Annotated in this window: 21 protein-coding genes and 1 riboswitch; of the genes, 5 read left to right on the top strand and 16 right to left on the bottom strand. The window is 63.8% G+C overall.

What is annotated here, in order from left to right:
- Window positions 1-8: 8 nt before the first annotated feature.
- Window positions 9-1,124, bottom strand: coding sequence for a hypothetical protein (locus VKR55_RS29405; protein WP_324408903.1), 1,116 nt, complete (start codon window positions 1,122-1,124; stop codon window positions 9-11).
- A 6-nt stretch (window positions 1,125-1,130) separates the two neighbouring features.
- Window positions 1,131-2,237, bottom strand: coding sequence for a 2'-deoxycytidine 5'-triphosphate deaminase (locus tag VKR55_RS29400; protein ID WP_324408902.1), 1,107 nt, complete (start codon window positions 2,235-2,237; stop codon window positions 1,131-1,133).
- 200 nt (window positions 2,238-2,437) lie between these two features.
- Window positions 2,438-2,517, top strand: a riboswitch (SAM riboswitch).
- Window positions 2,518-2,589: 72 nt separating this feature from the next.
- Between VKR55_RS29400 and VKR55_RS29395 the strand changes: the two genes are divergently transcribed.
- Both VKR55_RS29395 and VKR55_RS29390 read left to right on the top strand, forming a co-directional pair.
- Window positions 2,590-3,792, top strand: coding sequence for an O-succinylhomoserine sulfhydrylase (locus tag VKR55_RS29395; protein ID WP_324408901.1), 1,203 nt, complete (start codon window positions 2,590-2,592; stop codon window positions 3,790-3,792).
- A gap of 45 nt (window positions 3,793-3,837) precedes the next feature.
- Window positions 3,838-4,173 carry a GIY-YIG nuclease family protein gene (locus tag VKR55_RS29390; RefSeq protein ID WP_324408900.1) on the top strand — a complete coding sequence of 112 codons (336 nt, stop codon included), beginning with the start codon at window positions 3,838-3,840 and terminating at the stop codon, window positions 4,171-4,173.
- Between the two features lie 735 nt (window positions 4,174-4,908).
- On the opposite strand, the gene VKR55_RS29385 is transcribed toward VKR55_RS29390, so the two are convergent.
- The 3 genes from VKR55_RS29385 to VKR55_RS29375 are packed head-to-tail and all read right to left on the bottom strand — an operon-like array spanning window position 4,909 to window position 8,002.
- Window positions 4,909-5,991: an SGNH/GDSL hydrolase family protein gene (locus VKR55_RS29385; protein ID WP_414642487.1), complete on the bottom strand. Its 1,083-nt coding sequence runs from the start codon at window positions 5,989-5,991 to the stop codon at window positions 4,909-4,911.
- 11 nt (window positions 5,992-6,002) lie between these two features.
- Window positions 6,003-6,761, bottom strand: a complete 759-nt coding sequence (locus tag VKR55_RS29380; protein WP_324408899.1) for an SGNH/GDSL hydrolase family protein — start codon at window positions 6,759-6,761, stop codon at window positions 6,003-6,005.
- Window positions 6,761-8,002, bottom strand: coding sequence for an OpgC domain-containing protein (locus tag VKR55_RS29375; protein ID WP_324409040.1), 1,242 nt, complete (start codon window positions 8,000-8,002; stop codon window positions 6,761-6,763). Before VKR55_RS29375 ends, VKR55_RS29380 begins: the two co-directional genes overlap by 1 nt.
- Before the next feature lie 220 nt (window positions 8,003-8,222).
- On the opposite strand from VKR55_RS29375, the gene apaG reads away from it, so the two are divergent.
- The gene (gene apaG / locus VKR55_RS29370) at window positions 8,223-8,615 is read left to right on the top strand and encodes a Co2+/Mg2+ efflux protein ApaG (protein WP_324408898.1); all 393 of its coding nucleotides are present in this window, start codon (window positions 8,223-8,225) and stop codon (window positions 8,613-8,615) included.
- Between the two features lie 107 nt (window positions 8,616-8,722).
- Here the strand turns inward: apaG and VKR55_RS29365 are convergent, their stop codons facing one another.
- From VKR55_RS29365 to VKR55_RS29355, 3 genes are all read right to left on the bottom strand, one after another.
- The gene (locus VKR55_RS29365; protein WP_324408897.1) at window positions 8,723-9,730 is read right to left on the bottom strand and encodes an Hsp33 family molecular chaperone; all 1,008 of its coding nucleotides are present in this window, start codon (window positions 9,728-9,730) and stop codon (window positions 8,723-8,725) included.
- A gap of 188 nt (window positions 9,731-9,918) precedes the next feature.
- A complete protein-coding gene (argF, locus tag VKR55_RS29360; protein ID WP_324408896.1) occupies window positions 9,919-10,854 on the bottom strand; it encodes an ornithine carbamoyltransferase in 936 nt (311 codons plus the stop codon).
- Entirely contained in the window at window positions 10,854-12,059 is a 1,206-nt protein-coding gene (locus tag VKR55_RS29355) for an aspartate aminotransferase family protein (RefSeq protein WP_324408895.1), read from the bottom strand. The genes argF and VKR55_RS29355 overlap by 1 nt, the downstream gene beginning before the upstream one ends.
- 489 nt (window positions 12,060-12,548) lie before the next feature.
- On the opposite strand from VKR55_RS29355, the gene VKR55_RS29350 reads away from it, so the two are divergent.
- Window positions 12,549-13,064 (top strand): GcrA family cell cycle regulator, encoded by a 516-nt coding sequence (locus tag VKR55_RS29350; protein WP_324408894.1) that lies wholly within the window; start codon window positions 12,549-12,551, stop codon window positions 13,062-13,064.
- A gap of 86 nt (window positions 13,065-13,150) precedes the next feature.
- Here VKR55_RS29350 and phoB read toward each other — a convergent pair whose 3' ends face one another.
- The 8 genes from phoB to VKR55_RS29310 all read right to left on the bottom strand — a co-directional run bounded on the left by phoB (window position 13,151) and on the right by VKR55_RS29310 (window position 21,074).
- Complete coding sequence (gene phoB / locus VKR55_RS29345; protein WP_324408893.1) at window positions 13,151-13,852, bottom strand: phosphate regulon transcriptional regulator PhoB; 702 nt, start codon at window positions 13,850-13,852, stop codon at window positions 13,151-13,153.
- A 29-nt stretch (window positions 13,853-13,881) separates the two neighbouring features.
- Window positions 13,882-14,598 (bottom strand): phosphate signaling complex protein PhoU, encoded by a 717-nt coding sequence (phoU, locus tag VKR55_RS29340; RefSeq protein WP_324408892.1) that lies wholly within the window; start codon window positions 14,596-14,598, stop codon window positions 13,882-13,884.
- A gap of 11 nt (window positions 14,599-14,609) precedes the next feature.
- Complete coding sequence (pstB, locus tag VKR55_RS29335) at window positions 14,610-15,422, bottom strand: phosphate ABC transporter ATP-binding protein PstB (protein WP_324408891.1); 813 nt, start codon at window positions 15,420-15,422, stop codon at window positions 14,610-14,612.
- Entirely contained in the window at window positions 15,419-16,270 is an 852-nt protein-coding gene (gene pstA, locus VKR55_RS29330; RefSeq protein ID WP_324408890.1) for a phosphate ABC transporter permease PstA, read from the bottom strand. The genes pstB and pstA overlap by 4 nt, the downstream gene beginning before the upstream one ends.
- Before the next feature lies 1 nt (window position 16,271).
- On the bottom strand, window positions 16,272-17,270 hold the full coding sequence (pstC, locus tag VKR55_RS29325) for a phosphate ABC transporter permease subunit PstC (RefSeq protein ID WP_324408889.1): 999 nt from the start codon (window positions 17,268-17,270) through the stop codon (window positions 16,272-16,274).
- 242 nt (window positions 17,271-17,512) lie between these two features.
- The gene (gene pstS, locus VKR55_RS29320) at window positions 17,513-18,523 is read right to left on the bottom strand and encodes a phosphate ABC transporter substrate-binding protein PstS (protein ID WP_324408888.1); all 1,011 of its coding nucleotides are present in this window, start codon (window positions 18,521-18,523) and stop codon (window positions 17,513-17,515) included.
- Between the two features lie 140 nt (window positions 18,524-18,663).
- Complete coding sequence (locus VKR55_RS29315) at window positions 18,664-19,968, bottom strand: ATP-binding protein (RefSeq protein WP_324408887.1); 1,305 nt, start codon at window positions 19,966-19,968, stop codon at window positions 18,664-18,666.
- A gap of 50 nt (window positions 19,969-20,018) precedes the next feature.
- Window positions 20,019-21,074 (bottom strand): putative bifunctional lysylphosphatidylglycerol flippase/synthetase, encoded by a 1,056-nt coding sequence (locus VKR55_RS29310; RefSeq protein ID WP_324408886.1) that lies wholly within the window; start codon window positions 21,072-21,074, stop codon window positions 20,019-20,021.
- A gap of 391 nt (window positions 21,075-21,465) precedes the next feature.
- Here VKR55_RS29310 and VKR55_RS29305 point away from each other — a divergent pair, with 391 nt between their 5' ends.
- Window positions 21,466-22,863, top strand: coding sequence for an MFS transporter (locus tag VKR55_RS29305; protein ID WP_324408885.1), 1,398 nt, complete (start codon window positions 21,466-21,468; stop codon window positions 22,861-22,863).
- The last annotated feature ends 73 nt before the right edge of the window (window positions 22,864-22,936 follow it).

The raw sequence follows: 22,936 nt of genomic DNA, 5'->3' as shown, positions 1-22,936 counted from the left end.
GTCGTGGTCTAAAACGCCGCCGCGAGATCCTTTGCGCCGGGTAATTGTGTCTCGCGGTCCATCACGGCGTCAGTTGCTGCCAGTAGCGCCGCGACCGTGTTGTGCTTCCGCGCCACGGGATTATGCTCATAGCCGGACTGGACAAAGAAATTCGAAGTCGGCACCTTCGCGCGCATCGCCTGGGGCATCGTGACCATATCGAAACCGTTGCCGTCACCGGTCAAGTTCATCATCTCGAGCTCGGCCGCGGTCAGCCGCGCTGAATATCCCTTCGCCCTGGCGAAATTGACCGAGTTCATCAGCTTCTGTGTCTGCAGCAGCGGCCCGATATCGATGTCGAGATTGAGCGCGTGCATGGCAAGGCCCTTCGGCGTGCGGCCGAGCCGCTCGTGCACGGTCCAGTCGTCGCGCACCGAGCGCGCCAGCGTCACCATCTTCTGCAGGACCGCGATCTTCTCTTCCAACGCGGCTTTTCTTGCGCCGGAGGCTTCGACCGCACGGCCCTTCAGCGTCTCGATGAATTGCCGGCCCTGCTCGGCCAGAAGCTCGACACTGTTGGTCGAGAGCAACTGGTTGTAGCCGAGCGCGGTCGTGATCGCCGGCGCGTTAGGATCGAACTCGCGACCGGCCTCGAGGTCATATGTGCCCTTGCCGGTGGCCTCGAACGCATAGACCCGCACGGCCTGATCCTTCGTCAACCCGGCGGCGGAGGCGACACGCGCATAGGCGCGTTTGAATTCGATCTCGCTTCTGGGCCGCTCCGGCACGAAGTCGAACAGCTCAGCGGCGCGTTGCAGGAAATCGGAAACCACCGGCACCTCGGGCGCCGTCGCTGACGGATTAACCGGCTTTTTCGGCCCGGTATAGTCCGGCGGCTGGGTCAGCACGTAATCGTCGAGCGTGATCTCACGGTGCGCGCGCCGCTTGGCAAACCGCGATGTCCGCTTGGCCTTGCCTGCATTCCAGTACGGCGTGGCGCGGAGCTGATAGGCCGCACGCGCCGCGTCATATTCGGCAAGCTTGACGAGGTATTCCGCCATCTGCGTCGGCGTAGCGGGCTGCGCCGATGCCGCCGACGACGCAAGCGCGAACAGCAAGCAGAGCGCGAGATGCATTCGCCGCATGGTCGCCTACACCCGGAAATGCTTGCTCAGCTTCAGGCCCTGCGCCTGATAGTTCGAGCCGATGCGCTGGCCGTACACGGCATCGGGGCGCGCCAGCATCTTCTCGTAGACCAGGCGGCCGACGATCTGGCCGTGCTCGAGGATGAACGGCACTTCGCGCGAGCGTACTTCCAGCACGGCGCGCGCGCCCTCGCCGCCGGCGCCGGCATAACCGAAGCCGGGATCGAAGAAGCCGGCATAATGCACGCGGAATTCGCCGACCAGCGGATCGAACGGCACCATCTCGGCGGCGTAATCCGGCGGCACCTGCACCGCCTCCTTCGAGGCGAGGATGTAGAACTCGCCGGGATCGAGGATGAGGCTGGCGTCTCCGCGCGCCTTGATCGGCTCCCAGAAATCATCCACCGGATAGCCGCCGCGGCGATCGACGTCGACCACTCCCGTGTGGCGCTTGGCGCGATAGCCGACGAAACCGTTCGCGCTCTTGCCGGAGAGATCGACCGAGAGCGCGACGCCGCCGGCGAGATCTGCATCCTCGATATCGACGAGCCGCTCGGCCTCATGCAGCGCATCGAGCTCGTCGGCGTTGAGGATGGCTTCGCCCGTGCGGAAGCGCACCTGCGACAGCCGCGAGCCCTCGCGCAGCAAGACCGGAAATGTCTTCGGGCTGATCTCGGCATAGAGCGGGCCGTGATAGCCGGCGCCAATCATGTCGAAGCGGCGCGTGCCGTCGGCGATCACGCGGGTGAAGACGTCGAGTCTCCCGGTCGAGCTTTTCGGATTGGCGGCGGCCACGATCTCCTTCGGCAGCGCCAGACTCTCGAGCAACGGCACGATGTAGACGCAATTGGTCTCCAGCACGGCGCCGTCGGAGAGATCGATCTCGTGCAGCTTCAGCTCGTCGATGCGCTCGGCGACGGTGGCGTCGGGTCCCGGCAGAAAGCTCGCGCGCACGCGGTAGGCGATGTCGCCGAGCCTGAGGTCGAGGCTCGCCGGCTGGATCTGGCTCTCGACAAAGGGATAGGCCGGCAGGATCAGGCCATTGTCCGCCATCGCCGCGATCATGCGGTCGGGCAGAATGCCGTTGGCACCTTTGGCGAGAGAAAATGACAATGGGCGATCCCTTCGAGCCCCTGAAACCCTAAAGCACGATGGGGTTCGGATGAACCCCATCGTGCTTTAGCCTATTGTTTGCGCATGATCTTCTTCGGAAAACCGGTGCACGCTTTTCCGGATCATGCGCGCAAATAAGACCTTTTACGGCCTTATCCGATGGCCGCCTTGACGGGAAGCGCGGCGGCGAATAAGAGCATGACTTATCCCGTGGTGATTTGAGCCGGCCGGCTTGCAGCCACGTTAAATAAATCGCTAAACAGGCCGGGGACACGTGTGATCCCGGCCTTGAGGAGTTCTCCCAGGCCGGTTTTTTTGTGGCCGCGTTCGGCGTGGCCACGCAGGAGGTCACATGTCCAAGTCCACCGCCGCCTCGCCTGCGGCCCACTACCGCCCCGAAACCCGTCTGGTCCATTCCGGCACGCTCCGCTCGGAATTCGGCGAAACCTCCGAGGGCCTGTTCCTCACGCAAGGCTACGTCTATGACACAGCCGAGCAATGCGAGGCACGCTTCAAGGGCGAAGACCCCGGCTTCATCTATTCGCGCTATTCGAACCCGACGATTGCGATGTTCGAACGGCGCATGATCGAGCTCGAAGGCGCCGAAGCCTGCCGCTCCGCCGCAACCGGCATGGCCGCAGTGACGACTGCGGTGCTGGCGCCGCTGAAGGCCGGCGACCACGTCGTGGCCGCGAAGCAGCTCTTCGGCTCGTGCCGCTATGTGGTGGAAGACCTGCTGCCGCGCTACGGCATCGAGGCGACATTGGTCAACGGCCTCGACCTCGACGCCTGGAAGAAGGCGATGCGGCCGAACACCAGGACCTGTTTCCTGGAAAGCCCGACCAATCCGACGCTCGACGTGCTCGACATCCCCGCGATTGCCGATATCGCGCACCAGGGCGGCGCTCGGCTGATCGTGGATAACGTGTTCGCCACGCCGATCTGGCAGAGCCCGCTTAAGCTCGGCGCCGACGTCGTGGTCTATTCCGCGACCAAGCACATCGACGGCCAGGGCCGCTGCCTCGGCGGCGTGATCCTCTCGTCGGAGGCCTTCATCGCCGAACATCTGCACAACTTCATGCGCCAGACCGGGCCGTCGCTGTCGCCGTTCAATGCCTGGGTGCTGCTCAAGGGCCTGGAGACGCTGGCACTGCGCGTGCGCGCCCAGACCGACAACGCGGCGAAGATCGCGGATGCGCTCGCGACCCATCCAAAGGTGTCGCGGCTGGTTTATCCGGGTCGCAGCGATCATCCGCAGGCCGCACTCGTGAAGAAGCAGATGCGCGCCGGCTCGACGCTGGTCGGCTTCGAGGTCAAGGGCGGCAAGGCGGGCGCGTTCCGCTGCCTCAACGCGCTGAAGCTCGCGAGGATCTCCAACAATCTCGGCGACGCCAAGAGCCTCGTCACGCATCCTGCCACCACCACGCATCAGCGTCTGAAGCCCGACGCCCGCGCCGAGCTCGGCATCAGCGACGGCTTCATCCGCTTCTCGGCGGGACTGGAGCATGCGGATGATCTGATCGAGGATCTGGCGCAGGCGCTGGAGAAGGTGTGAGGAAGAGGAAACGAAAAGCACTTTAGCGGTTGCTATTCCGTCGTCATGGCCGGGCTTGTCCCGGCCATCCACGTCTTGCAATATCTCAGCATGGCAAGCGGCTACGTTTATTTCATGACCAATCGACGGAACGGCATCCTCTATGTCGGGGTGACGAACGATCTTGTGCGCCGCGTGTTCGAACACCGGTCCGGCTTCGTCAAGGGTTTCACGAAACGATATGAATTGAAGCAGCTCGTGTACTTCGAGAGATTCGAGACGATCCAAGATGCAATCCAGCGCGAACATAATATCAAACATTGGCCGCGTGCTTGGAAAGTTCGACTGATTGTTGCGGCCAATCGGGAGTGGAATGACCTTTTCGAGACCATTTCGAAGTAAGACGTGGATGGCCGGGACAAGCCCGGCCATGACGAGTCCGGAACACGTTCTCGGTTCAAAGTTTCGAACAGCACGAGAGCACGGCTCCGCCTTCCCGCGGCACGACGTGCCCGAGTGATGCATCAATCGTGGCCCTCGTAATCAAGGGCGCAGGGAACGCCGGGTGCAGGCCGCACCCGCGAGCTTTGCGTGCAAAGAAAGTGCACTTTTACGCACGCAAGCAACAACAGGGCAGCCAAATCAACCGGCGTTCCCTGCGCGATGGTTTACGGCTTATACGTGGACTCCCCGGAGTACCGGGCTTGTTAGCCTCCGTCGCCTCGCGGATCGACACCGCGAAACTTGACACCAGCGTCGGGGTGTCAGGACAACACGACTTCGCCGTCCGCACCGGCAGCGTTCGTCTCACGCCGCCAACACGTCCATCGCATCCCGCTGCCAACGTCCGTGACGATCGCGATACGTCCCTCTTTGCGGCAGCGGGACGCGGAGACATAATCATGCATTTCCGAGAAACGGAATAAGAATATTTTTGCAAAGGAGGCTTGACATAGATTCCGATAAAGCGAAGAGAGCGAACCGATTTGCCCGTCGGGCAGATGGCCAGCCCGGAAAGGTCGCGTAGGGTGGGCCAAGCGCAGCGAACCCACCATCCCTCGATGGTCTTCGCTGAAAAGGGTGGGCACGCTTCGCTTGGCCCACCCTACGATCTACTCACCCAGGCGAGCGCGTGTATCACATCGGCCGATACGCCCGCACGGCTGCCGGCACGTTGACGCCGAGCTTGATCTGGCCGACGGACTTGATGATGTCGTCGCCGAGAAGCTGGGCGAAGCAGGCGTAGCCCCAGTCGTTCATGTGCAGGCCGTCGGCGATCACAAAACTGTCGACCGGCAGATCCTGCCGCTCGTGCCAGTCGCGCATCACATTGAAGCGCGGGAAGATGCCGATATGGCGAAGGGCTGCGACGTGGCCCAGCATTCTCACCATGCGGCTCGCGCTGTCGGCGCGCTGATAGATCTGCGGCGAATATTGGGGATCGACCAGCACGACATCGCTGCCCGCGCCCTGGATGCGCGCCACGCCCGCCTCCACGAGCTTTGCCGTCTCGCCGGCATCGAGGCCGCGCAGCACCGCATTGGTGCCGACCTGCCAGATCACGAGATCGGGCTTCTTGTCGATCACCGCGCTCTGCAGCCGCTTCATCATCTCCGGCGCGTCCTCGCCGCCGACGCCGGCATTGATGACGGTGATGTCGGCGGAGGGATAGTGGCGCTTCAATTGCGCGGCGAGCCGGTTCGGATAGGTGAACTCCGGCGCGCTGGATCCATAGCCTTGCGTGGACGACGAGCCGAACGCGATGATCACCACCGGCTGGGCCGCGATCAGCTTGTTTGCGACATGCGGCAGCGAGCCCAGGGGATTCACATCGCCTTTCGGCGGCAGGCAAGGCACGCGGCTGAAGATGTCGGAGGCGTGTTTTGCGACCTGCTTCACCTTGTCGATCGCTTTCGCGGTCAGCGTCTTCTGCGCTGGCGGGGTGGATGGATCGCCGGCCGCGGTCGCAGGCGCAGTCGATAGCGGCTGCATCTGTGACGAGGACGGAGTCTGCGAAGGCTGCGTCTGCGGTGAGGAGGGTGTCTCCGCGGAAGATGGCGTCTCGGACTGGGCCTGTGCTTGCGTCGCCAGCATCGCCGCGCTCGGATTCAGCGCCGCATGCGTTGCGACTTGCGCCCGCGCGGTGGCAGTCGCAAGCAGCAACGCAAGTGCAGGAATGGCGAGCGCGCGGAAACGGCGGTGAAAACTCCAAAAAGTCATTAATCGAAACCCTAATTCCGCTGCGCCGGGCCGAGATGCGCGGCGCCGATCACGAAGGTCGCGAGCGCCCGGCCGAGGCAATCATGAACCCGCTTCGCCGTCTCCAGGCCATGGTGCGCGCCAAAGAGATCGAAATCGCCCTGATCGTTCCACTGATGCATGATCCCGAAGCGATCGAACAGAGGAATGTCGTGCGCCTGCGCCACCGCGCGCATGTTGTCCAGGTAGGGCGGCACCGAAATCATCGTCTCGGTGCGCGGACTATACTGCGGATTGATCAGGATCACGTCGGCGCCCGTCTTTTGCAACGCAACGACGCCCTCGTCAACTGCGCTGCGAAAATCGTCGGGATCGACCGACCGCATGGCATCGACCGTCCCGGTCTGCCAGAGGACCAAAGTCGGTGTCTTGCCTTCCATCAGCTTGGCGAGGCCCCCCGCCACGTCCGCGGCGGTTTTCTTGGCCTGTATTTCTACGGAGACGTTGATCGCAAGCTGCGGCAGCTTGTCCTTGAGCGCGGCCTGCATCCGCGCCGGATAGGCGAAGCCGTTCGCATCCGGGCCGCTGATGGTCGAGGAGCGGCTGCCGATCACCAGGATGTCGAGCGGCTGGCCGGCCTTGACCGCGGCTTCCACCTTGGGCAGCGAGCTCTCGCTTTCGAGCAGGGAGGCCGGCACGTCGCAGCCTGCGGGGGCATCTTCTGCGCGCAGCGGCGCAGCGGCATAGGTCGCCGCCAGCAGAATCAGCCCCAGGAAGCATCCAGGCCGCATCAACCTCCTCCCGCGAGATCGGCGTTGCCGGCGGCGCCCTTGCGTGGAGCGCTCTTGTCGGCCACGTGCTTGTACCACGAAATCAGCCACGCCACGCCCCACATGACGAGGATCCCGCAGGCGGTGACAAGGGCGTGCAGCGCGGCACCGCCGCCGCCTTCGGCCAGGATGAAATGTCCGGCGAAGGCGAGGAAGACACCGAGGCAGAAGATCTCCAGCGAATGCTGTCCGCACAGGATCAAGGGCTTCAGCCAGCGCGATTTCAGTCCGGGCCAGTCGCGTGGCAGGAAGCGCACGGTGATCGTCACCAGCGCGAGGAAGTGCGCAAAGCGCAGCACGTCGAGGTCGGTCTTGTCGATCGGGTACATCCATTGCTCGAGCCGGCGCGGCAGCCAATGGTTCATCTCCGGCACATACCAGGTCAGCGTCACGTAGAACGCGAACACGAGATAGACCACCGAAACCCACAGCGTGACGGGAGAGGCCAGGATGCGCGACAGGCGATTTGCGCCGCCGAGCGCGCACCACGCGCCGAACACGAACAGGAGTTGCCAGGCCATCGGGTTGAACACCCAATAGCCGTTCGGATAGGAGGTGAAATGAAGATCGAACTCCCAGGTGACGGCATAGAGCAGCGTCGACAGCGCCAGCGTCACGTCGGGCTTCCAGCGCATCAGAGCGAGGATCAGCGGCAGCGCCAGCATCAGCACGATATAAAGCGGCAGCACGTCCATGTTGGTGGGACGAAAGCGGAGCAGCAGCGCCTGGACGATGGTGACGTCGGGCTGCTTGAGAAAATCCATGATGCCCATCTCTTCGGTGTAGAGCGGATTCTCGAAGGAGGTGGCGACATAGGAGATTTCGGCGAGGAAGATCGTGAACAGGAAGACATGCGCGACATAGATCTGCCAGGCTCGGCGCAGGATGCGGGCGGTTGCGACCACAAAGCCACGCTCCAGCATGGCGCGGCCGTAGACGAAGGCGGCGGTGTAGCCGGAGATGAAGATGAAGATCTCGGTCGCGTCCGAGAAGCCGTAATTGCGGATGGTGAACCAGGTGAGCAGGCTCGGCGGCAGATGGTCGATGTAGATCAGCCACAGCGCGAGCCCGCGGAACAGGTCGAGCCTGAGCTCGCGCTCGCCGACCGTCGGCAGCGAGATCGCCGGTGCCAAGGCAGGCATAGCCTCCCCCACCGCTCCATCGGCGGACGGACGTGCAACTCGATCGGCAACGGACGTCATCAGCCACCGTGTCATTGCCGGCGCGAATACGCCAGCGCAATTGTCCAGGAGATTTTACCGGTCCGCCCCGGGCGAGGCAAAGTAACGAAGCTTGCACCGCCCGGATTTAAGCGGGCAGTGGCGCGCCTGAAACGGAACCATGTTGAAACGGCGATGAAGCCTGTGCGGCGGCCCGCGCCTGCCGTTGGTTCCCTGCAAACATTTCGGTTATGATGGTCGCATGTACCGCGCCGTCACCCGCCAGATCGAGGTCACCGTCGAGCCGAACTTCATGCCGGAGCGCTCTTCGGCGGAGCACTCGCGCTATTTCTGGTCCTACACCATCGTGATCACCAATACCGGCGACGAGACGGTCCAACTCAGGACCCGGCACTGGATCATCACCGACGCCTCCGGCCGCAAACAGGAGGTGCGCGGCGAGGGCGTGGTCGGTGAGCAGCCTGTGCTCGCGCCCGGCGAGCGCTTTGAATATACCAGCGGCGTGCCGCTCACGACCGCGTCGGGCATCATGACAGGCCGCTACCAGATGGTGAGCCAGACCGGCGAGCGCTTCGAGATCGACGTGCCGACATTCTCGCTCGACAGCCCGGACGGGAAGCGGGTGTTGAACTAATATCACTCGTCATCGCCGGGCTTGACCCGGCGATCCATCTCAAAAAAGAGTCTCCTGAGATTGATGGATGGCCGGGTCAAGCCCGGCCACGACGAGAGAAGATCACTCTACACTTCCTCCACGCCTGCTTCTTGCGGCGTGAACTCGTAGACCGAGGAGCAGAACTCGCAGGTGACGACGACCTTGCCGTCCTTCACCATCTCGGCGCGGTCCTTCGGGTCAAAGCTCTTCAGCATCGATGACACAGCCTCGCGCGAGCAGGAGCATTGCGCGTGCAACGGCAGCGGCTTGAACACGCGGACGCCGCGTTCGTGGAACAGCCGATACAGGAGCCGCTCGCCGGAGAGATCGGGATCGATCAACTCGAGGTCTTCCACCGTGGAGATCAGGGACTGGCCCTCGACCCAGGCGTCGTCCTCGGCGACGGTGTGCGGCACCGTGCCCTCCGGCGCATCACCCGGATGCAGATCGGCCTGGCGCGCGCGCTCCGGCGCCTTTGGCAGGAATTGCATCAAGAGCCCGCCGGCGCGCCAGCGATGCTTGCCGCCTTCGCCGCCGCGCCATTCCTCACCGACCGCGATGCGCACACGCGTCGGAATCTGCTCCGAGCGCAGGAAATATTCATGCGCAGCCGCTTCGAGCCCGCCACCATCGAGCGCGACGAGACCCTGGTAGCGGCTCATGTCCGGTCCCTGGTCGATGGTCATGGCGAGATGGCCCTTGCCGAGCAGGCTGCCGGAATCCGCGTGCATCGTCAGCCGCCGCTTGTCGTAGCGTGCATAGGCGCGCAAGCGATCGGGCGCCTGGAAATCGACGATCAGGAATGACACCGGACCGTCGGTCTGGGTCTGCAGGATGAAGCGGCCCTCGAATTTCAGGGACGAGCCGAGCAGCGTCGTGAGCACGATCGCCTCGCCCAGGAGCTTGCCGACGGGCGCGGGATAATCATGCTTGGTCAAGATTTCATCGAGTGCGGGCCCCATCCGCGTCAGGCGTCCGCGCAGATCGAGCGCGTCGACCTCGAACGGAATGACGGAGTCGTCGACCGGCACCGCCGATGGCGCGCGGATCGGACTGGTGAACGTGATTTTGGTGTCGGGGGATTCGGACGTCATGGCGGTCTATCTGGGGAGCCCCAAACGGAATCGAAACCCCTCGATCCCTCTGTTTCATCGTGAGTTTCGTCATGGCCGGGCTTGACCCGGCCATCCATCACCTGGCAAGGAGTCTTGCTTGTCTTGATGGATGCCCGGGTCAAGCCCGGGCATGACGAGTGAAAAATCTGCACTGATCGATGACGCGACTACCCCACCGCGTCGAAACACCAGGCCAGAATGCCTTTCTGCGCATGCAGGCGGTTCTCGGCCTCGTCGAACACCACCGATTGCGGGCCGTCGATCACCTCGTCGGTGACTTCCTCGCCGCGGTGCGCGGGCAGGCAATGCATGAACAGCGCGTCACGCTTCGCAAGCGACATCAGCTTGGCGTTGACCTGATAGGGTTTGAGCAGATTGTGGCGATGCTCGCCATCCTTGTCGCCCATCGACACCCAGGTGTCGGTGACGACGCAGTCTGCGCCGCTCACGGCAGCCTCGGGATCGTTGCCGAGCACGATCGGCGCGCGCGTGTCCTTGATCCAGTCGCGCATCGCCTTTTTCGGCGCGAGCTCCGGAGGGGTTGCGACGTTGAGCTGGAACTTGAAGCGCTCGGCGGCATGCGCCCAGGACGCCAGCACGTTGTTGTCGTCGCCCGTCCAGGCCACTGTCTTGCCCTCGATTGAGCCGCGATGCTCCTCGAAGGTCATGACGTCGGCCATCACCTGGCAGGGATGCGAGCGCCTCGTCAGCCCGTTGATGACGGGCACGGTGGCATGAGCTGCGAGCTCGAGCAGCGCCTCGTGGTTGAGGATGCGGATCATGATGGCGTCGACATAGCGCGACAGCACGCGCGCGGTATCGGCGATGGTCTCGCCGCGGCCGAGCTGCATCTCGGCGCCGGTCAGCATGATCGACTCACCCCCGAGCTGACGCATGCCGACGTCGAACGAAACCCGCGTGCGCGTCGAGGGCCTCTCGAAGATCATCGCCAGCGTCTTGCCTTGAAGCGGCTTCTTCGCCGTCTCGCCATTTTTTTCTTGAGCCTTCAGCTTCGCCTTCATGGCGCGGCCGGCGGCGAGCATGTTGCGGAGCTCGGAAAGCGGCAGCTCGCTGATGTCGAGGAAGTGGCGCGGCTTGGTCATCACCCCGCGGCCTTCAAATGACTTGCCGAGAGCGCGGCGCAGGCGCTCTCGAGGGCTTGCACGGATTGCTCGATCTCGGTTTCGGTGACAATCAAGGGCGCCAGGAAGCGCACGACGTTTTCGCCGGCACCGACGGTCAGCAGCTTCTGCTCACGCAGCGCGGTGACGAGATCGCCGGAGGGAACGACGGCCTTGACGCCGACGAGCAAGCCCTCGCCGCGCACTTCCGACAAGACCGACGGATAGCGGTCGACGACGGAGGCAAGCTTCTGCTTCAACAGCAGCGACATCTTCTGCACGTGATCGAAGAAGCCGGGTTTCAGCATGACATCGAGCACCGCGTTGGCGGCTGCGACCGCAAGCGGGTTGCCGCCGAAGGTCGAGCCGTGCGAGCCGGGCGCCATGCCCCTGGCCGCTTCCGCGCTCGCGAGCACCGCGCCGATCGGAAAACCGCCGCCGAGCGCTTTCGCAAGCGACATCACGTCAGGGGTGACGCCGAGGCGGCGATAGGCAAAGAGATCGCCGGTGCGGCCCATGCCGGTCTGCACTTCGTCGAAGGCAAGCAGCAAGCCGTGCTCGTCGCAGAGCTGGCGCAGCGCCTTGAAGAAGCTGACCGGCGCTCCGCGCACGCCGCCCTCGCCCTGCACAGGCTCGATCAGGATGCCGGCGGTGTTGGGGCCGATCGCCTTCTTCACCGCTTCGAGATCGCCATGCGGCACCTGGTCGAAGCCATCCATCGGCGGACCAAAGCCTTCGAGATATTTCGCAGATCCCGTCGCAGCCAGCGTGGCGAGCGTGCGACCATGGAAGGCGCCTTCGAAGGTGATGATGCGGTAGCGTTCGCCGTGCCCCCTGGAGAAGTGATAATGGCGCACCAGCTTGATCACGCCTTCCATCGCCTCCGCGCCGGAATTGCAGAAGAACACGAAGTCGGCAAAGCTCTGCTCACAGAGCCGCGCGGCCAGAATCTCGCCGTCCGGGCTCTTGAACAGGTTCGACATGTGCCAGAGTTTCGTTGCCTGCTCCTGCAGCGCCTTGACGAGATGCGGATGCGCGTGACCGAGCGCATTCACCGCGACGCCCGAGGTGAAGTCGAGATAGCGCTCGCCGCTGGTTGAGACCAGATAGCAGCCTTCGCCGCGAGTGAAGCCGAGATCGACCCTGGCGAAAACAGGAAGCAGATGCGACGGGGCGCTGGTGCTCATGGGCTTCACTCTAATGGTTGCACTTGAATGTTGGGCTTGCCCCGATGCGCGCACTGGCGTTGCCGCATCGATGACCCGCGGTCGAAAACGAAACGTGCCGCCTTTTCAGGGCGGCACGTTGGAACATTGTATGCGCAAGGCAGTCGCTGTCAATGCTGCGCAGCAGCGCTTTCTCGCCGATGTCGAGTCCGTGAGATACCGGTGTGGTGGATAAAGCCATTGCAATCACCGGACGAACGGAACATGTGGACTGCAAGCCCTGACTCTTGCGCGAGAGTCACGCCATATTGTAGCGTCTTGTCCGTCGGGTACGACATCTCGTGCGGCAGTTCTGATCCCAAGGAGTTCTGGTCGTTATGCGTAAACGTCCGGGCGCATTTTCTGCGCTCGGCGAGGGCTAAGGGATTCTGCGTACAGGGATTTTTGGAGATTTGGCATCGCAGCACCGCCAGCCGCCCGCGGGTGGTGCTTAAGCGAAGGAAGAATGCGATGACGGTATTGACCTGGTCCGACGAACGCGTCGAGCAGCTTAAGAAGCTCTGGGAGAGCGGCCTTTCCGCGAGCCAGATCGCCGCGGAGCTCGGAAATGTGACGCGAAATGCGGTAATCGGCAAAGTGCACCGATTGGGGCTTTCCGGCCGCGCCAAGAGCCCGGCTTCGGCCGCGCCGCGCCCGCGCAAGGCCCGCCCCGCCCAGCACATGATGCGGGTGGCCCGCCCGATCTCGCGCGGCAATACCGCACTCGCCCAGGCCTTCGAGGTCGAGCTCGAGCCCGATCCGATCGCCTACGACAATGTGGTGCCGATGAGCCAGCGGCTGTCGCTCCAGGAACTGAGCGAAGCCACCTGCCACTGGCCGGTCGGCGATCCTGCGAGCCCGGATTTCTTCTTCTGCGGCGGCAAGGCGCTGCCGGGGCTGCCCTATTGCGCGCATCACTCGCGCATCGCCTACCAGCCGGCCGCCGATCGCCGCCGCCAGACAGCGAAGCCGCCGGCGCAGCGGTAGGCGAAAGTCCGAGAATGAAAAAACATCCCCGCGAAAGCGGGGATGTTTTTTTGTGAGCCGTCGTCATTGCTGTTCGTACCGGAGCTTTACTCCGCCTTCGCGAACCGGTCGTCCAGCGCGTAGCCGGCGCCGCGCACGGTGCGGATCGGGTCCTGCTCGCGGCCCGGATTGAGCAGCTTGCGCAGGCGGCCGATATGCACGTCGACGGTGCGCTCATCGATATAGATGTCGCGGCCCCAGACGCTGTCGAGGAGCTGCTCGCGCGAGAACACCCGGCCCGGATGCTCCAGGAAGAATTCGAGCAGGCGGTATTCGGTCGGCCCGAGATCGATCGGCCGGCCGCTTCGCGCCACCCGGCGCTTCTCGCGGTCGAGCTCGATGTCGCCATAGGCGAGCACGGTGGCGAGCCGCTCCGGGCTCGCCCTGCGAAGCAGGCCCTTCACGCGCGCGAGCAACTCCGGCACCGAGAAGGGTTTGACGATGTAGTCGTCGGCGCCGGTCGCCAGTCCTCGCACGCGCTCGCTCTCCTCGCCGCGCGCGGTCAGCATGATGATTGGAAGCTGCCTGGTCTCGGGCCGCGCGCGCAGCCGCCGACACAGCTCGATGCCGGACAGGCCCGGCAGCATCCAGTCGAGCACGATGAGGTCGGGCACGCGCTCCTTCAGCCGCGTATCGGCGTCATCGCCGCGCGTGACCGTCTCGACCTCGTAGCCTTCGGTCTCGAGGTTATAACGCAACAGCGTGGTCAGCGCTTCCTCGTCTTCCACCACCATAATGCGTGCGCCCATGGTGTCACTTTCTCCTGATCGTCCTGGTCCTAATTGCCGGGAACCGTGGTCGCAAAGGTCGTCATGTCGCCTTTCGGGCGCTTGTCGAGGATCTGCTGGCCTTCGATCATGTAAAATACGGTCTCGGCGATGTTGGTGGCGTGGTCGCCGATCCGCTCGATGTTCTTGGCGCAGAACATCAAGTGGATGCAGAACGAGATGTTGCGCGGATCCTCCATCATGTAGGTCAAGAGCTCGCGGAACAGCGAGGTGCAGATCGCGTCAACCTCCTCGTCGCCCTTCCAGACGCTCATCGCCGCCGGCAGGTCGTGCGCCGCATAGGCGTCGAGCACGGTCTTGACCTGCGACTGCACGAGGTCGGTCATGTGCTCCAGCCCGCGGATCAGCTTCAGCGGATGGAAATCGCTCTCGAGCGCCGCGACGCGCTTGCCGATGTTCTTGGCGAGGTCGCCGATCCGCTCCAGATCAGTGGCGACGCGCATGGCGGAGACGATCTCGCGCAGGTCGACGGCCATCGGCTGGCGGCGGGCAATCGTCAGCACCGCGCGCTCCTCGATGGTGTGCTGCAGGGCGTCGATCTCGGCGTCGGCCGCAACCACGCGCTGGCCGAGCTGGACGTCGCGGCGCACCAGCGCATCGACGGAATCGACGATCATGCGCTCGGCAAGCCCGCCCATCTCCGCGACCAGGCGGGTAAGCTCCTGCAAGTCGCTGTCGAACGCCTTTGCGGTGTGTTCAGAAACCATATCCTGTTCTCCTAACCGAAGCGGCCGGTGATGTAGTCCTGGGTGCGGCGGTCGCTGGGGGACGTGAAGATCCTGCTGGTCTCGTCGAACTCGATCAGCTCGCCGAGATACATGAAGGCGGTCTTGTCGGAGACGCGCGCGGCCTGCTGCATGTTATGGGTCACGATCGCGATCGTGTAGTTCTCGGACAGCTCCTGGATCAGCTCCTCGATCTTGGCGGTCGAGATCGGATCGAGCGCCGAGCAGGGCTCGTCGAACAGGATCACCTCGGGCCGCACGGCGACCGTGCGGGCGATGCAGAGGCGCTGCTGCTGGCCGCCCGAGAGCGACAGGCCCGAGGCGTTGAGCTTGTCCTTGACCTCGTTCCACAGGGCGCCGCCGCGCAGCGCCTTCTCGACGCGGCCGTCCATTTCTGACCTGGGGATCTTCTCATAGAGGCGGATGCCGAAGGCGATGTTCTCGTAGATCGTCATCGGGAACGGCGTCGGCTTCTGGAACACCATGCCGACCCGCGCGCGCAGCAGGTTGAGGTCGAGCTTGGGGTCGAGGATGTTGGTGTTGTCTAGCATGAGCTGGCCGACCGCACGCTGGCCTGGATAGAGGTCGTACATGCGGTTGAAGATGCGCAACAGCGTCGACTTGCCGCAACCCGACGGACCGATGAAGGCGGTGACGCGGTTGGTGCCGAGCGTCAGGTTGATGTTCTTCAGCGCCTGATGCTCGCCGTAATAGAAATTGAGGTTGCGCGCGGTAACTTTCGCGGAAGCCTCGGGAAGGGGCGCTTGCGCGGCGGGATGACTTACGGAAACGGACAGGTCGTTCATTTTGCGCTCCTCTCGGCGCCGAGCACGCGCGCGCCGATGTTCAGTGCGAGCACGGTCATGGTGATCAGGAGCGCGCCACTCCAGGCGAGCTCCTGCCAATAGGTGTAGGGGCTTTGGACGAAGTTGTTGATGGTGACCGGAAGATTGGCCATCGTCTTGGTCAGGTCGAGGCTGAAGAACTGATTGGAAAGCGCGGTGAACAACAGCGGCGCGGTCTCGCCGGCGACGCGCGCGGTCGCGAGCAGCACGCCGGTGATCAGGCCGGAGCGCGCCGCGCGGTAGGCGATGCGCTTGATGACGAGCGAACGCGGCAGCCCGAGCGCGCTCGCCGCTTCGCGCAACGGATTGGGCACCAGCGCCAGCATGTCCTCGGTGGTGCGAAGCACGACCGGGATCACGATCACGGCGAGCGCGAGCGAGCCTGCGATCGCGGAGAAGCCGCCCATCGGCACCACGATGAAGCCGTAAATGAAGAGGCCGATGATGATCGACGGCGCCGAGAGCAGGATGTCATTGATGAAGCGGATCACCGACGTGAGCTTGTCGTGCTTGCCGTATTCGGCGAGGTAGGTGCCGGCGAACAGCCCGAGCGGCGCGCCGATGCCCACGCCCATGACGGTCATGATGACCGAGCCGATGATCGCGTTGCGCAGGCCGCCCGAGGTCGAACCCGGCGGCGGGGTATCCGCGGTGAAGAGCTGAAGACTGAGTGCGGTCAGCCCGTGGTAAAGCAGCGTGACCAGGATCGATGCTAGCCAGGTCACGCCGAACAGGGCGGCGCCGAGGCAAAGCCAGCGTACGAAGATGTCCTTGCGGCGACGACGGGCATAGATCGGATTGACGCTCATCTTACTTCCCCGCCTTCTGTTCGAGGTGCAGCAGCATCAGCCGCGCGGCGGACAGCACGAAGAAGGTCAGCACGAACAGCAAGAGACCGAGCAGGATCAGGGAGGATTGATGCAATCCGTCGCTCTCGGCAAATTCGGAGGCGATCGCGGCCGAGATCGTAGTGCCCGGCGAGAAGATCGAGCCGTTGATGCGGAACGCATTGCCGATGATGAAGGTGACCGCCATGGTCTCGCCAAGCGCGCGGCCAAGCGCCAGCATGACGCCGCCGATGACGCCAACGCGCGTATAGGGGATGACGACACTGCGGACGACCTCCCAGGTGGTGCAACCGACACCGTAGGCCGCCTCTTTCAAGACCGGCGGCACGGTCTTGAACACGTCGACCGAGATCGCGGTGATGAAGGGCAACACCATGATCGCGAGAATCAGCGAGGCGTTGAACAGGCTGAGATAGGAGGGCGGACCCGCGAACACCACGTTGAGCCCGGGCACGTCGGCGAACAGACCGATCATGAACGGCTGGAACGTATAGGCCAGGAACGGACCCAGCACGAAGAAGCCCCACATACCGTAGATGATGGAGGGGATGCCGGCGAGGAGTTCGATCGCAATCCCGATCGGCCGCCGCAGCCATTGCGGACAAAGCTCCGTGAGGAAAATCGCCACCCCGAGCCCGACGGGGATCGCGATCAGCATCGCAATGAAGGAGGTGACCAGCGTGCCATAGACGGGGCCGAGCGCGCCGAGCACCGGCGGATCGGCCTCGGGCGCCCAGCGCTCCGTCCACAGGAATGCAAAGCCGAATTCCTTCATCGCCGGCCATGCGCCGATGATCAGCGAGATGATGATGCCGCCGAGGATCAGCAGCACCGAGATCGCCGAGAGGCGGGTGATCCAGTAGAAGGTGACGTCACCGGCCTTGAACGCGCTCAGCGCCTTGGCGCGATCATAAGGTCCGGCGGCTTCGAGCATTTCGCCCGCGTTGGTCTCAACGGCCATGTCTGCCACGCCAATCCCCTGTCTACCCTGGCTTACGCTATCCGGGCCGCGTTCGGTGAGCCCGCTTTCTGGTTATCCTCCCTGTTATCGGCGGGAGGCCCGGCACGCCGGCTTGCGCTTCCAGGAAGCCGCATGCCCGGAGTCGTGGAATCAATCAACTCAACGAGCTGCTTCCCAAGGTTAAGTCCGAGACCTTCCCCCGGTTCGGGGGAAGGTCGAGTTTTCGTCGGTCACAGAAGAGCTCAGCTCTTGATGTCCGCCGACCAGGTTTTCTCGATCAGCTTGACGACGTTGTCGGGCATCGGGATGTAGTCGAGATCCTCGGCGCTCTTGCTGCCTTTCTCGAAGGCGAACTTGAAGAACTTGAGTGCTTCCTGCGACGCCGCCTTGTCGACCGAGTCCTTGTGCATCAGGATGAAGGTCGAGGCGACGATCGGCCAGGACTTGTCGCCGGGCTGGTCGGTGAGGATCAGGTAGTAGCCGGGCGCATGAGTCCAGTCAGCGTTCGAAGCGGCCGCCTGGAACGCTTCGTTGGTCGGCTGAATGGTCTTGCCGGCCTTGTTGATGAGCGCGGTGTAGGGCAGCTTGTTCTGCTTGGCATAGGCGTACTCGACATAGCCGATCGAGTTCTTGGCCTGGGCGATGTTGCCGGAAACGCCTTCGTTGCCCTTGGCGCCGACGCCGACCGGCCACTCGACGGCGGTTCCCCTACCGACCTTGCTCTTCCAGTCGGCGCTGACCTTGGAGAGATAGTCGGTAAAGTTGAAGGAGGTGCCCGAAGCGTCGGCGCGATGCACGACCGAGATCGCAGCCGAGGGGAGCTTCACGTTCGGATTGAGCTTCTTGATCGCGGGATCATCCCACTTGTTGATCTTGCCGAGATAGATCTCGGCGAGCGTCGGACCGTCCAGCACCATATCGCCGGCCTTCACGCCGTCGATGTTCACCACCGGCACGATCGCGCCCATGATCATCGGCCATTGAGCGAGGCCGTCCTTCTGGAGCTGGTCGACCTTGAGCGGCGCGTCCGTCGCACCGAAGGTCACGGTCTTGGCCTGGATCTGCTTGATGCCGGCGCCAGAACCGATCGACTGGTAGTTCACGCCGTTGCCCGAATCCTTCTTGTAGGAGTCGGCCCACTTGGACAGGACGGGGAAAATAAAGGTCGAGCCCGCGCCCGTGATGTCCGCTGCGAAAGCCGGCGTCGCCACGGCTACCAGACCGGCAGCCACGATTGCCTTAACGAATTTCATCTTGATCTCCATCTGGTGGGCGAAGCGTCGTTTACGCCCGATCGCGCCCACGCCGGTCCGTTTAGGAGCGGTCGGTTTTCCTTTTACGAAGGTTGGATGACAGTCGGATGACAGTACTAATGTATTGATTCGACTATAGTTTAGGCCAAAAGGGCGGCTTTTGGCTGGGGAAAGCAGGCGGTGAAGGTCGCGCCATGCTCGGGCACGCTTTCGATCAAAAGCCGGCCGCGGTGACGGTTAAGGATATGTTTCACCAGCGATAATCCGAGCCCGGTTCCACCCTGCGAGCGGCTGTCGCCGACGTCCACCCGATAGAAGCGCTCGGTCAGCCGCGGCAAATGTTCCGGCGCAATCCCGGGGCCGAAATCGCGCACCATGACACGGATCTCGGGCGCGCCCTCGCTGGTCATGGTTGAGGTCAGGGAGACGATCACCCTGCCGCCGGAGGCGCCGTATTTCAGCGCGTTCTCGATCAGATTCTCGAACAGGCGGAGCAGCTCCTCGCGGTCGCCGGCGATCGCGACCGGTCGCTCCGGCAGGTCGATCTCGACAACCACGCCGCGCTCGCGCGCAAGCGGCTCGAGCCCGTCGGCGACCTGGCGAATGATGGGAACGATGTCGATCGAGGTGTCGGGCCGCACATGGGCCGACAATTCGACCCGTGACAGCGACAACAGATCGTCGATCAGGCGCGCCATGCGCGTGGCCTGCGCGTGCATGATGGTGAGAAAGCGCTCGCGCGCCTTGGCATCGTCCTTGGCCGGGCCCTGCAGGGTGTCGATGAAGCCGGACAGCGCGGCGAGCGGCGTGCGCAATTCGTGGCTCGCATTGGCGACGAAGTCGGCGCGCATTTCCTCGACCCGGCGCAGCGGCGTCTGGTCGTGGAAGGTCATCAGCATGCATTTCTCGCTGCCGCCGAAGGCGCTCGGCACCGGCACCGGCGTGATGATCAGTTCCATCCAGCGGTCGACCGGAACGTGATCGAGATAGGTGGCGCGGCGCGGCTCGCCTGTTGCGATCGCCTCGCGCAGGGCGGTGATGATCTCGGGCGAGCGCAGCGCAAATTGCGCGAGCTCGTTCTTGCGCAGCGCCGGCGCAAGCTGCGCTGCTTCGGCATTGAGATGGACAACGCGGCCGGCGCGGTCAAGCAGCACCGCGGGATCCGGCATGCCGGCGACGACGGCGCTCACTGCCGCCGTTTCAACCGGATTGGCACCGCGGACATCGTCGCGCGAGGCAGCCTCCGTACTGAGGCGCCAGGGGACCAGCGCGGCGGCGGCAAGGCAGACAAACACCACGGCGGCGCGCAACGGCGTCAATTCCTGGGACACAACCAGCACCGCGAGCGCGACCGCGGCCACCGCCAAAATGAAGGCGGAGTGCCGCAACCGGTCCGGCCACGGCGAAAAGAACGAAGATGACGATGAAGGAGCTTCTACAGCCATCTCGGCAGCGTCCCTGGTTCGGTCCCAAACCTCTTCGGTCTCAAGTCTTGTCAGGCGCCCGTATCTCCGCGCTCTCGCACATAGGCGGCTTCGCGCGCCGGACCTGCTTCCAGCCCGAGCGCTGCCTGGTGCAGGCGCTTCGACCGGGCGCCGAGGATAACTTCCCGAAACGTCAGCAAGATTACAGATATGACAAAGGGAACAATATAATACAGGAGGCGGAACAGCAGCATGCCGGCGAGCAGCTCCTCGCGGTCCATTTGCCAGAGGCCGACCAGCATGGCGGCATCGAACACCCCGAGCCCGCCGGGGGAGTGGCTCGCAAAGCCGAGCAGCGTCGCCGAGACGAAGATCACGGCGACCACGACAAAGCCGAGATTGGGCTCGTCCGGCACCAGCACGTACATGGCAAGCGCGCAAAAGCCGAGGTCGACGATGCCGATCGCAATCTGCAACAGCGTCAGCGCGCCGCCCGGCAGCTCGACGGTCCAGGGACCGCGGCCGACATGACGCGGCTCCGCCGAGACCCAGATCACATAGCCCACCAGCGCCAGGATGATTGCGATCGCAAGCAGACGGTTGAGCCAGACAGGAAGCTGGTCGATCCAGGCGGCGGCCTCAGGGTGAACGGTGATCCCGAGCCCCAGTACAGCGGCGTTGCCGAGCCAGAAGGTAAGACCGGCAAGAAAGCAGATTTTTGCGACGTCGATCGCGTTCAGCCCATAGGCGGAATAGATGCGGTAGCGCACCGCGCCGCCGGTGAAAACGCTGGCGCCGACATTGTGACCGATCGAATAGGAGGTAAAGGCGGCGAACGCGTTGACGCGGTAGGCCAGCTCGCCGTGGCCGATCGCGCGCACCGCGAACCAGTCATAGAATGTCAGGGTGAAATAGCCGGCGGCTACGAACAGCGCGGCAAGCGCGATCTGGTGCGTCTCGGTGCTCTTGATGGCTTCCAGCACCTCGAAGACGTCGATGCCGCGAAGGATGTGAAACAGCACATAGCAGGCGATCCCGATCACGGTGACGCTGATGGCAACTCCCATCCGGTGCAGGATTTGCTTCTGGCGCAGAACCAAGATTGCTCTGCGTATGGCTTCCAGCATCGAGTGCCCCGTTTAAAGCGTTCGCGACCGCCAGGCATGTTCCCGGGGTGGACGTGGTAGCGCGTTTTGAGCCTGAGTGGAATTCGTTAAGTGGGAATAAAGACGCGCCGCTTCAATATATTAGGCGGAGCAGATGACACCTCAATGGACGGGTTTGGCGCATTGGTTCCGCTTTCGCCGAACCGCGCTCATTTGACGCGGCAGAGCGCAACGTCAGGCCCGTTCCGGATTGCCGTTTTTCGCGCTTTCGCGTGCTCTTCAGCCACCGACCGGGAGCCTCCGGTTCGCGACCGTTTGTCGGTGCGACGACGCGATAGGCACAGCGACGGGCGCCTGCCAGAATGTGGATCGCCGGCAAATGCGGCGCTTGAACCGGAGGGAGGTTGCTCAGGTGGAACAGGGCGCGATCCCTCCGGGATGGTCATCGCTGCTCAGGCGGGAATGGCTTCCGACGCTTGCGGTGCTGCTCGGCGGCGTGCTGCTGCAGTCGATGAATGTACTGATGCTGGCGACCGTGCTGCCATCCATCGTCGGCGAGCTGGGCGGGGTCACCATGCTGAGCTGGCCGACGACGGCCTATCTCGCCTCCTCGATCGTCGCCGCAAGTTGTGCCGGCATGCTGGCGTCGGCGGCCGGCGCGCGGACCGTCTATTGCATCGGGGTGACGACGTTCGGTCTCGCCGCGCTGATCTGCTCGCAAGCTCCTGCGATGGGCTGGATCGTGGCAGGCCGGCTCCTGCAGGGATTTGGCGGCGGGCTGGAGGCGGCAGTTGCTTATGTGCTGATACGCCGGACCTTTCCGGAGCAGGTCTGGCCCCGGACCATCGCAATGATGTCCACGAGCTGGAGCGTATCGGTCCTGTTGGGGCCGCTGGTTGGCGGATTGTTCGCCCATTTCGGCAGTTGGCGTCATGCTTTCCTTGCTTCCGCGGCCGCTGCCGGCGCGCTGGCGATAGCCGCCTTCTTGACCCTGCCCGCAGTCGAGGCGGCTTCTCGCGGTCCGGCTCCGCGCGTGCCGTTCGGACGCGTCGCGCTGATCTGCCTCGCCATCGCCGCGACGTCCTTTGCGTCGGTGGTCGCATCGGCGCTCCTCAAACTGGGGCTGATCGGCGCCGCCATCGCCTGTCTCGCGCTGATGCTGCGGCTCAATCGTTCGGCAAAGGCTCCGCTATTGCCCAGAGACGCGTTCTCCTGGTGGACGCAGACGGGCGTCGGATCGTGGCTGGCTCTGATGCTTTGCATCAGCTTCGCTCCGCTCCAGGTCTACGTGCCGATCTTCCTGCAGGAGCTGCATGGCCTCGATCCGCTTGCTGCGGGCTTTGCGGTCGCGAGTGCCTCGCTGGCGTGGTCAACCGCTTCCATTGCAACGGCTGGGATCGCTACGCCCTGGCCGGAGCGGCTGATGCTGACAGGCCCGCTGATCATGGGCCTCGGCCTGATCGCGATCGCGGCCCTGACACCGCACGCCACTTTATGGCTGCTGATTCCCTCCATCGCCTTGCTGGGCGCCGGCATCGGCCAATGCTGGCCCTTCGTCGCGCACCGCATCATGCAGGGCGCAAGGATTGGCAACGAGATCGTTGCGGCCTCGTCAGTGCCGACGATTCAGCAAACCGGCTTCGCGCTTGGCGCCGCGGTTGCTGGCTTGATTGGCAATGCCTGCGGTCTATCGGGCGCGACCGCAGATGACGGCATGCTTCGCGCCGCCTCGTTCGTGCCCGCAAGCTTCGTCGTGCCGGCGTTGCTCGCGGCGCTGGCGGGCTTGCGCTTGCGCCGGTTGCGCTGCTGAGCTGATTCCTTCTTTTGACTCAGGCATCCCGCAGATATCCGTTCGCATGGGCTTTCACGGGGTTTTCGAAGAT

Origin of the sequence: Bradyrhizobium sp., assembly GCF_035309285.1 — a bacterium.
In the GTDB taxonomy this organism is placed as follows: Bacteria; Pseudomonadota; Alphaproteobacteria; order Rhizobiales; family Xanthobacteraceae; genus Bradyrhizobium.
This window is presented reverse-complemented; position numbering and strand designations above follow the sequence as displayed.

Bases quoted from the DNA above. Each gene is read 5' to 3' on its own strand.
- VKR55_RS29405 (WP_324408903.1), bottom strand. From the start codon at position 1,124: ATGCGGCGAATGCATCTCGCGCTCTGCTTGCTGTTCGCGCTTGCGTCG.
- VKR55_RS29395 (WP_324408901.1), top strand. From the start codon at position 2,590: ATGTCCAAGTCCACCGCCGCCTCGCCTGCGGCCCACTACCGCCCCGAA.
- VKR55_RS29390 (WP_324408900.1), top strand. From the start codon at position 3,838: ATGGCCGGGCTTGTCCCGGCCATCCACGTCTTGCAATATCTCAGCATG.
- VKR55_RS29385 (WP_414642487.1), bottom strand. From the start codon at position 5,991: ATGACTTTTTGGAGTTTTCACCGCCGTTTCCGCGCGCTCGCCATTCCT.
- VKR55_RS29380 (WP_324408899.1), bottom strand. From the start codon at position 6,761: ATGCGGCCTGGATGCTTCCTGGGGCTGATTCTGCTGGCGGCGACCTAT.
- VKR55_RS29375 (WP_324409040.1), bottom strand. From the start codon at position 8,002: ATGACGTCCGTTGCCGATCGAGTTGCACGTCCGTCCGCCGATGGAGCG.
- apaG (WP_324408898.1), top strand. From the start codon at position 8,223: ATGTACCGCGCCGTCACCCGCCAGATCGAGGTCACCGTCGAGCCGAAC.
- VKR55_RS29365 (WP_324408897.1), bottom strand. From the start codon at position 9,730: ATGACGTCCGAATCCCCCGACACCAAAATCACGTTCACCAGTCCGATC.
- argF (WP_324408896.1), bottom strand. From the start codon at position 10,854: ATGACCAAGCCGCGCCACTTCCTCGACATCAGCGAGCTGCCGCTTTCC.
- VKR55_RS29355 (WP_324408895.1), bottom strand. From the start codon at position 12,059: ATGAGCACCAGCGCCCCGTCGCATCTGCTTCCTGTTTTCGCCAGGGTC.
- VKR55_RS29350 (WP_324408894.1), top strand. From the start codon at position 12,549: ATGACGGTATTGACCTGGTCCGACGAACGCGTCGAGCAGCTTAAGAAG.
- phoB (WP_324408893.1), bottom strand. From the start codon at position 13,852: ATGGGCGCACGCATTATGGTGGTGGAAGACGAGGAAGCGCTGACCACG.
- phoU (WP_324408892.1), bottom strand. From the start codon at position 14,598: ATGGTTTCTGAACACACCGCAAAGGCGTTCGACAGCGACTTGCAGGAG.
- pstB (WP_324408891.1), bottom strand. From the start codon at position 15,422: ATGAACGACCTGTCCGTTTCCGTAAGTCATCCCGCCGCGCAAGCGCCC.
- pstA (WP_324408890.1), bottom strand. From the start codon at position 16,270: ATGAGCGTCAATCCGATCTATGCCCGTCGTCGCCGCAAGGACATCTTC.
- pstC (WP_324408889.1), bottom strand. From the start codon at position 17,270: ATGGCCGTTGAGACCAACGCGGGCGAAATGCTCGAAGCCGCCGGACCT.
- pstS (WP_324408888.1), bottom strand. From the start codon at position 18,523: ATGAAATTCGTTAAGGCAATCGTGGCTGCCGGTCTGGTAGCCGTGGCG.
- VKR55_RS29315 (WP_324408887.1), bottom strand. From the start codon at position 19,968: ATGGCTGTAGAAGCTCCTTCATCGTCATCTTCGTTCTTTTCGCCGTGG.
- VKR55_RS29310 (WP_324408886.1), bottom strand. From the start codon at position 21,074: ATGCTGGAAGCCATACGCAGAGCAATCTTGGTTCTGCGCCAGAAGCAA.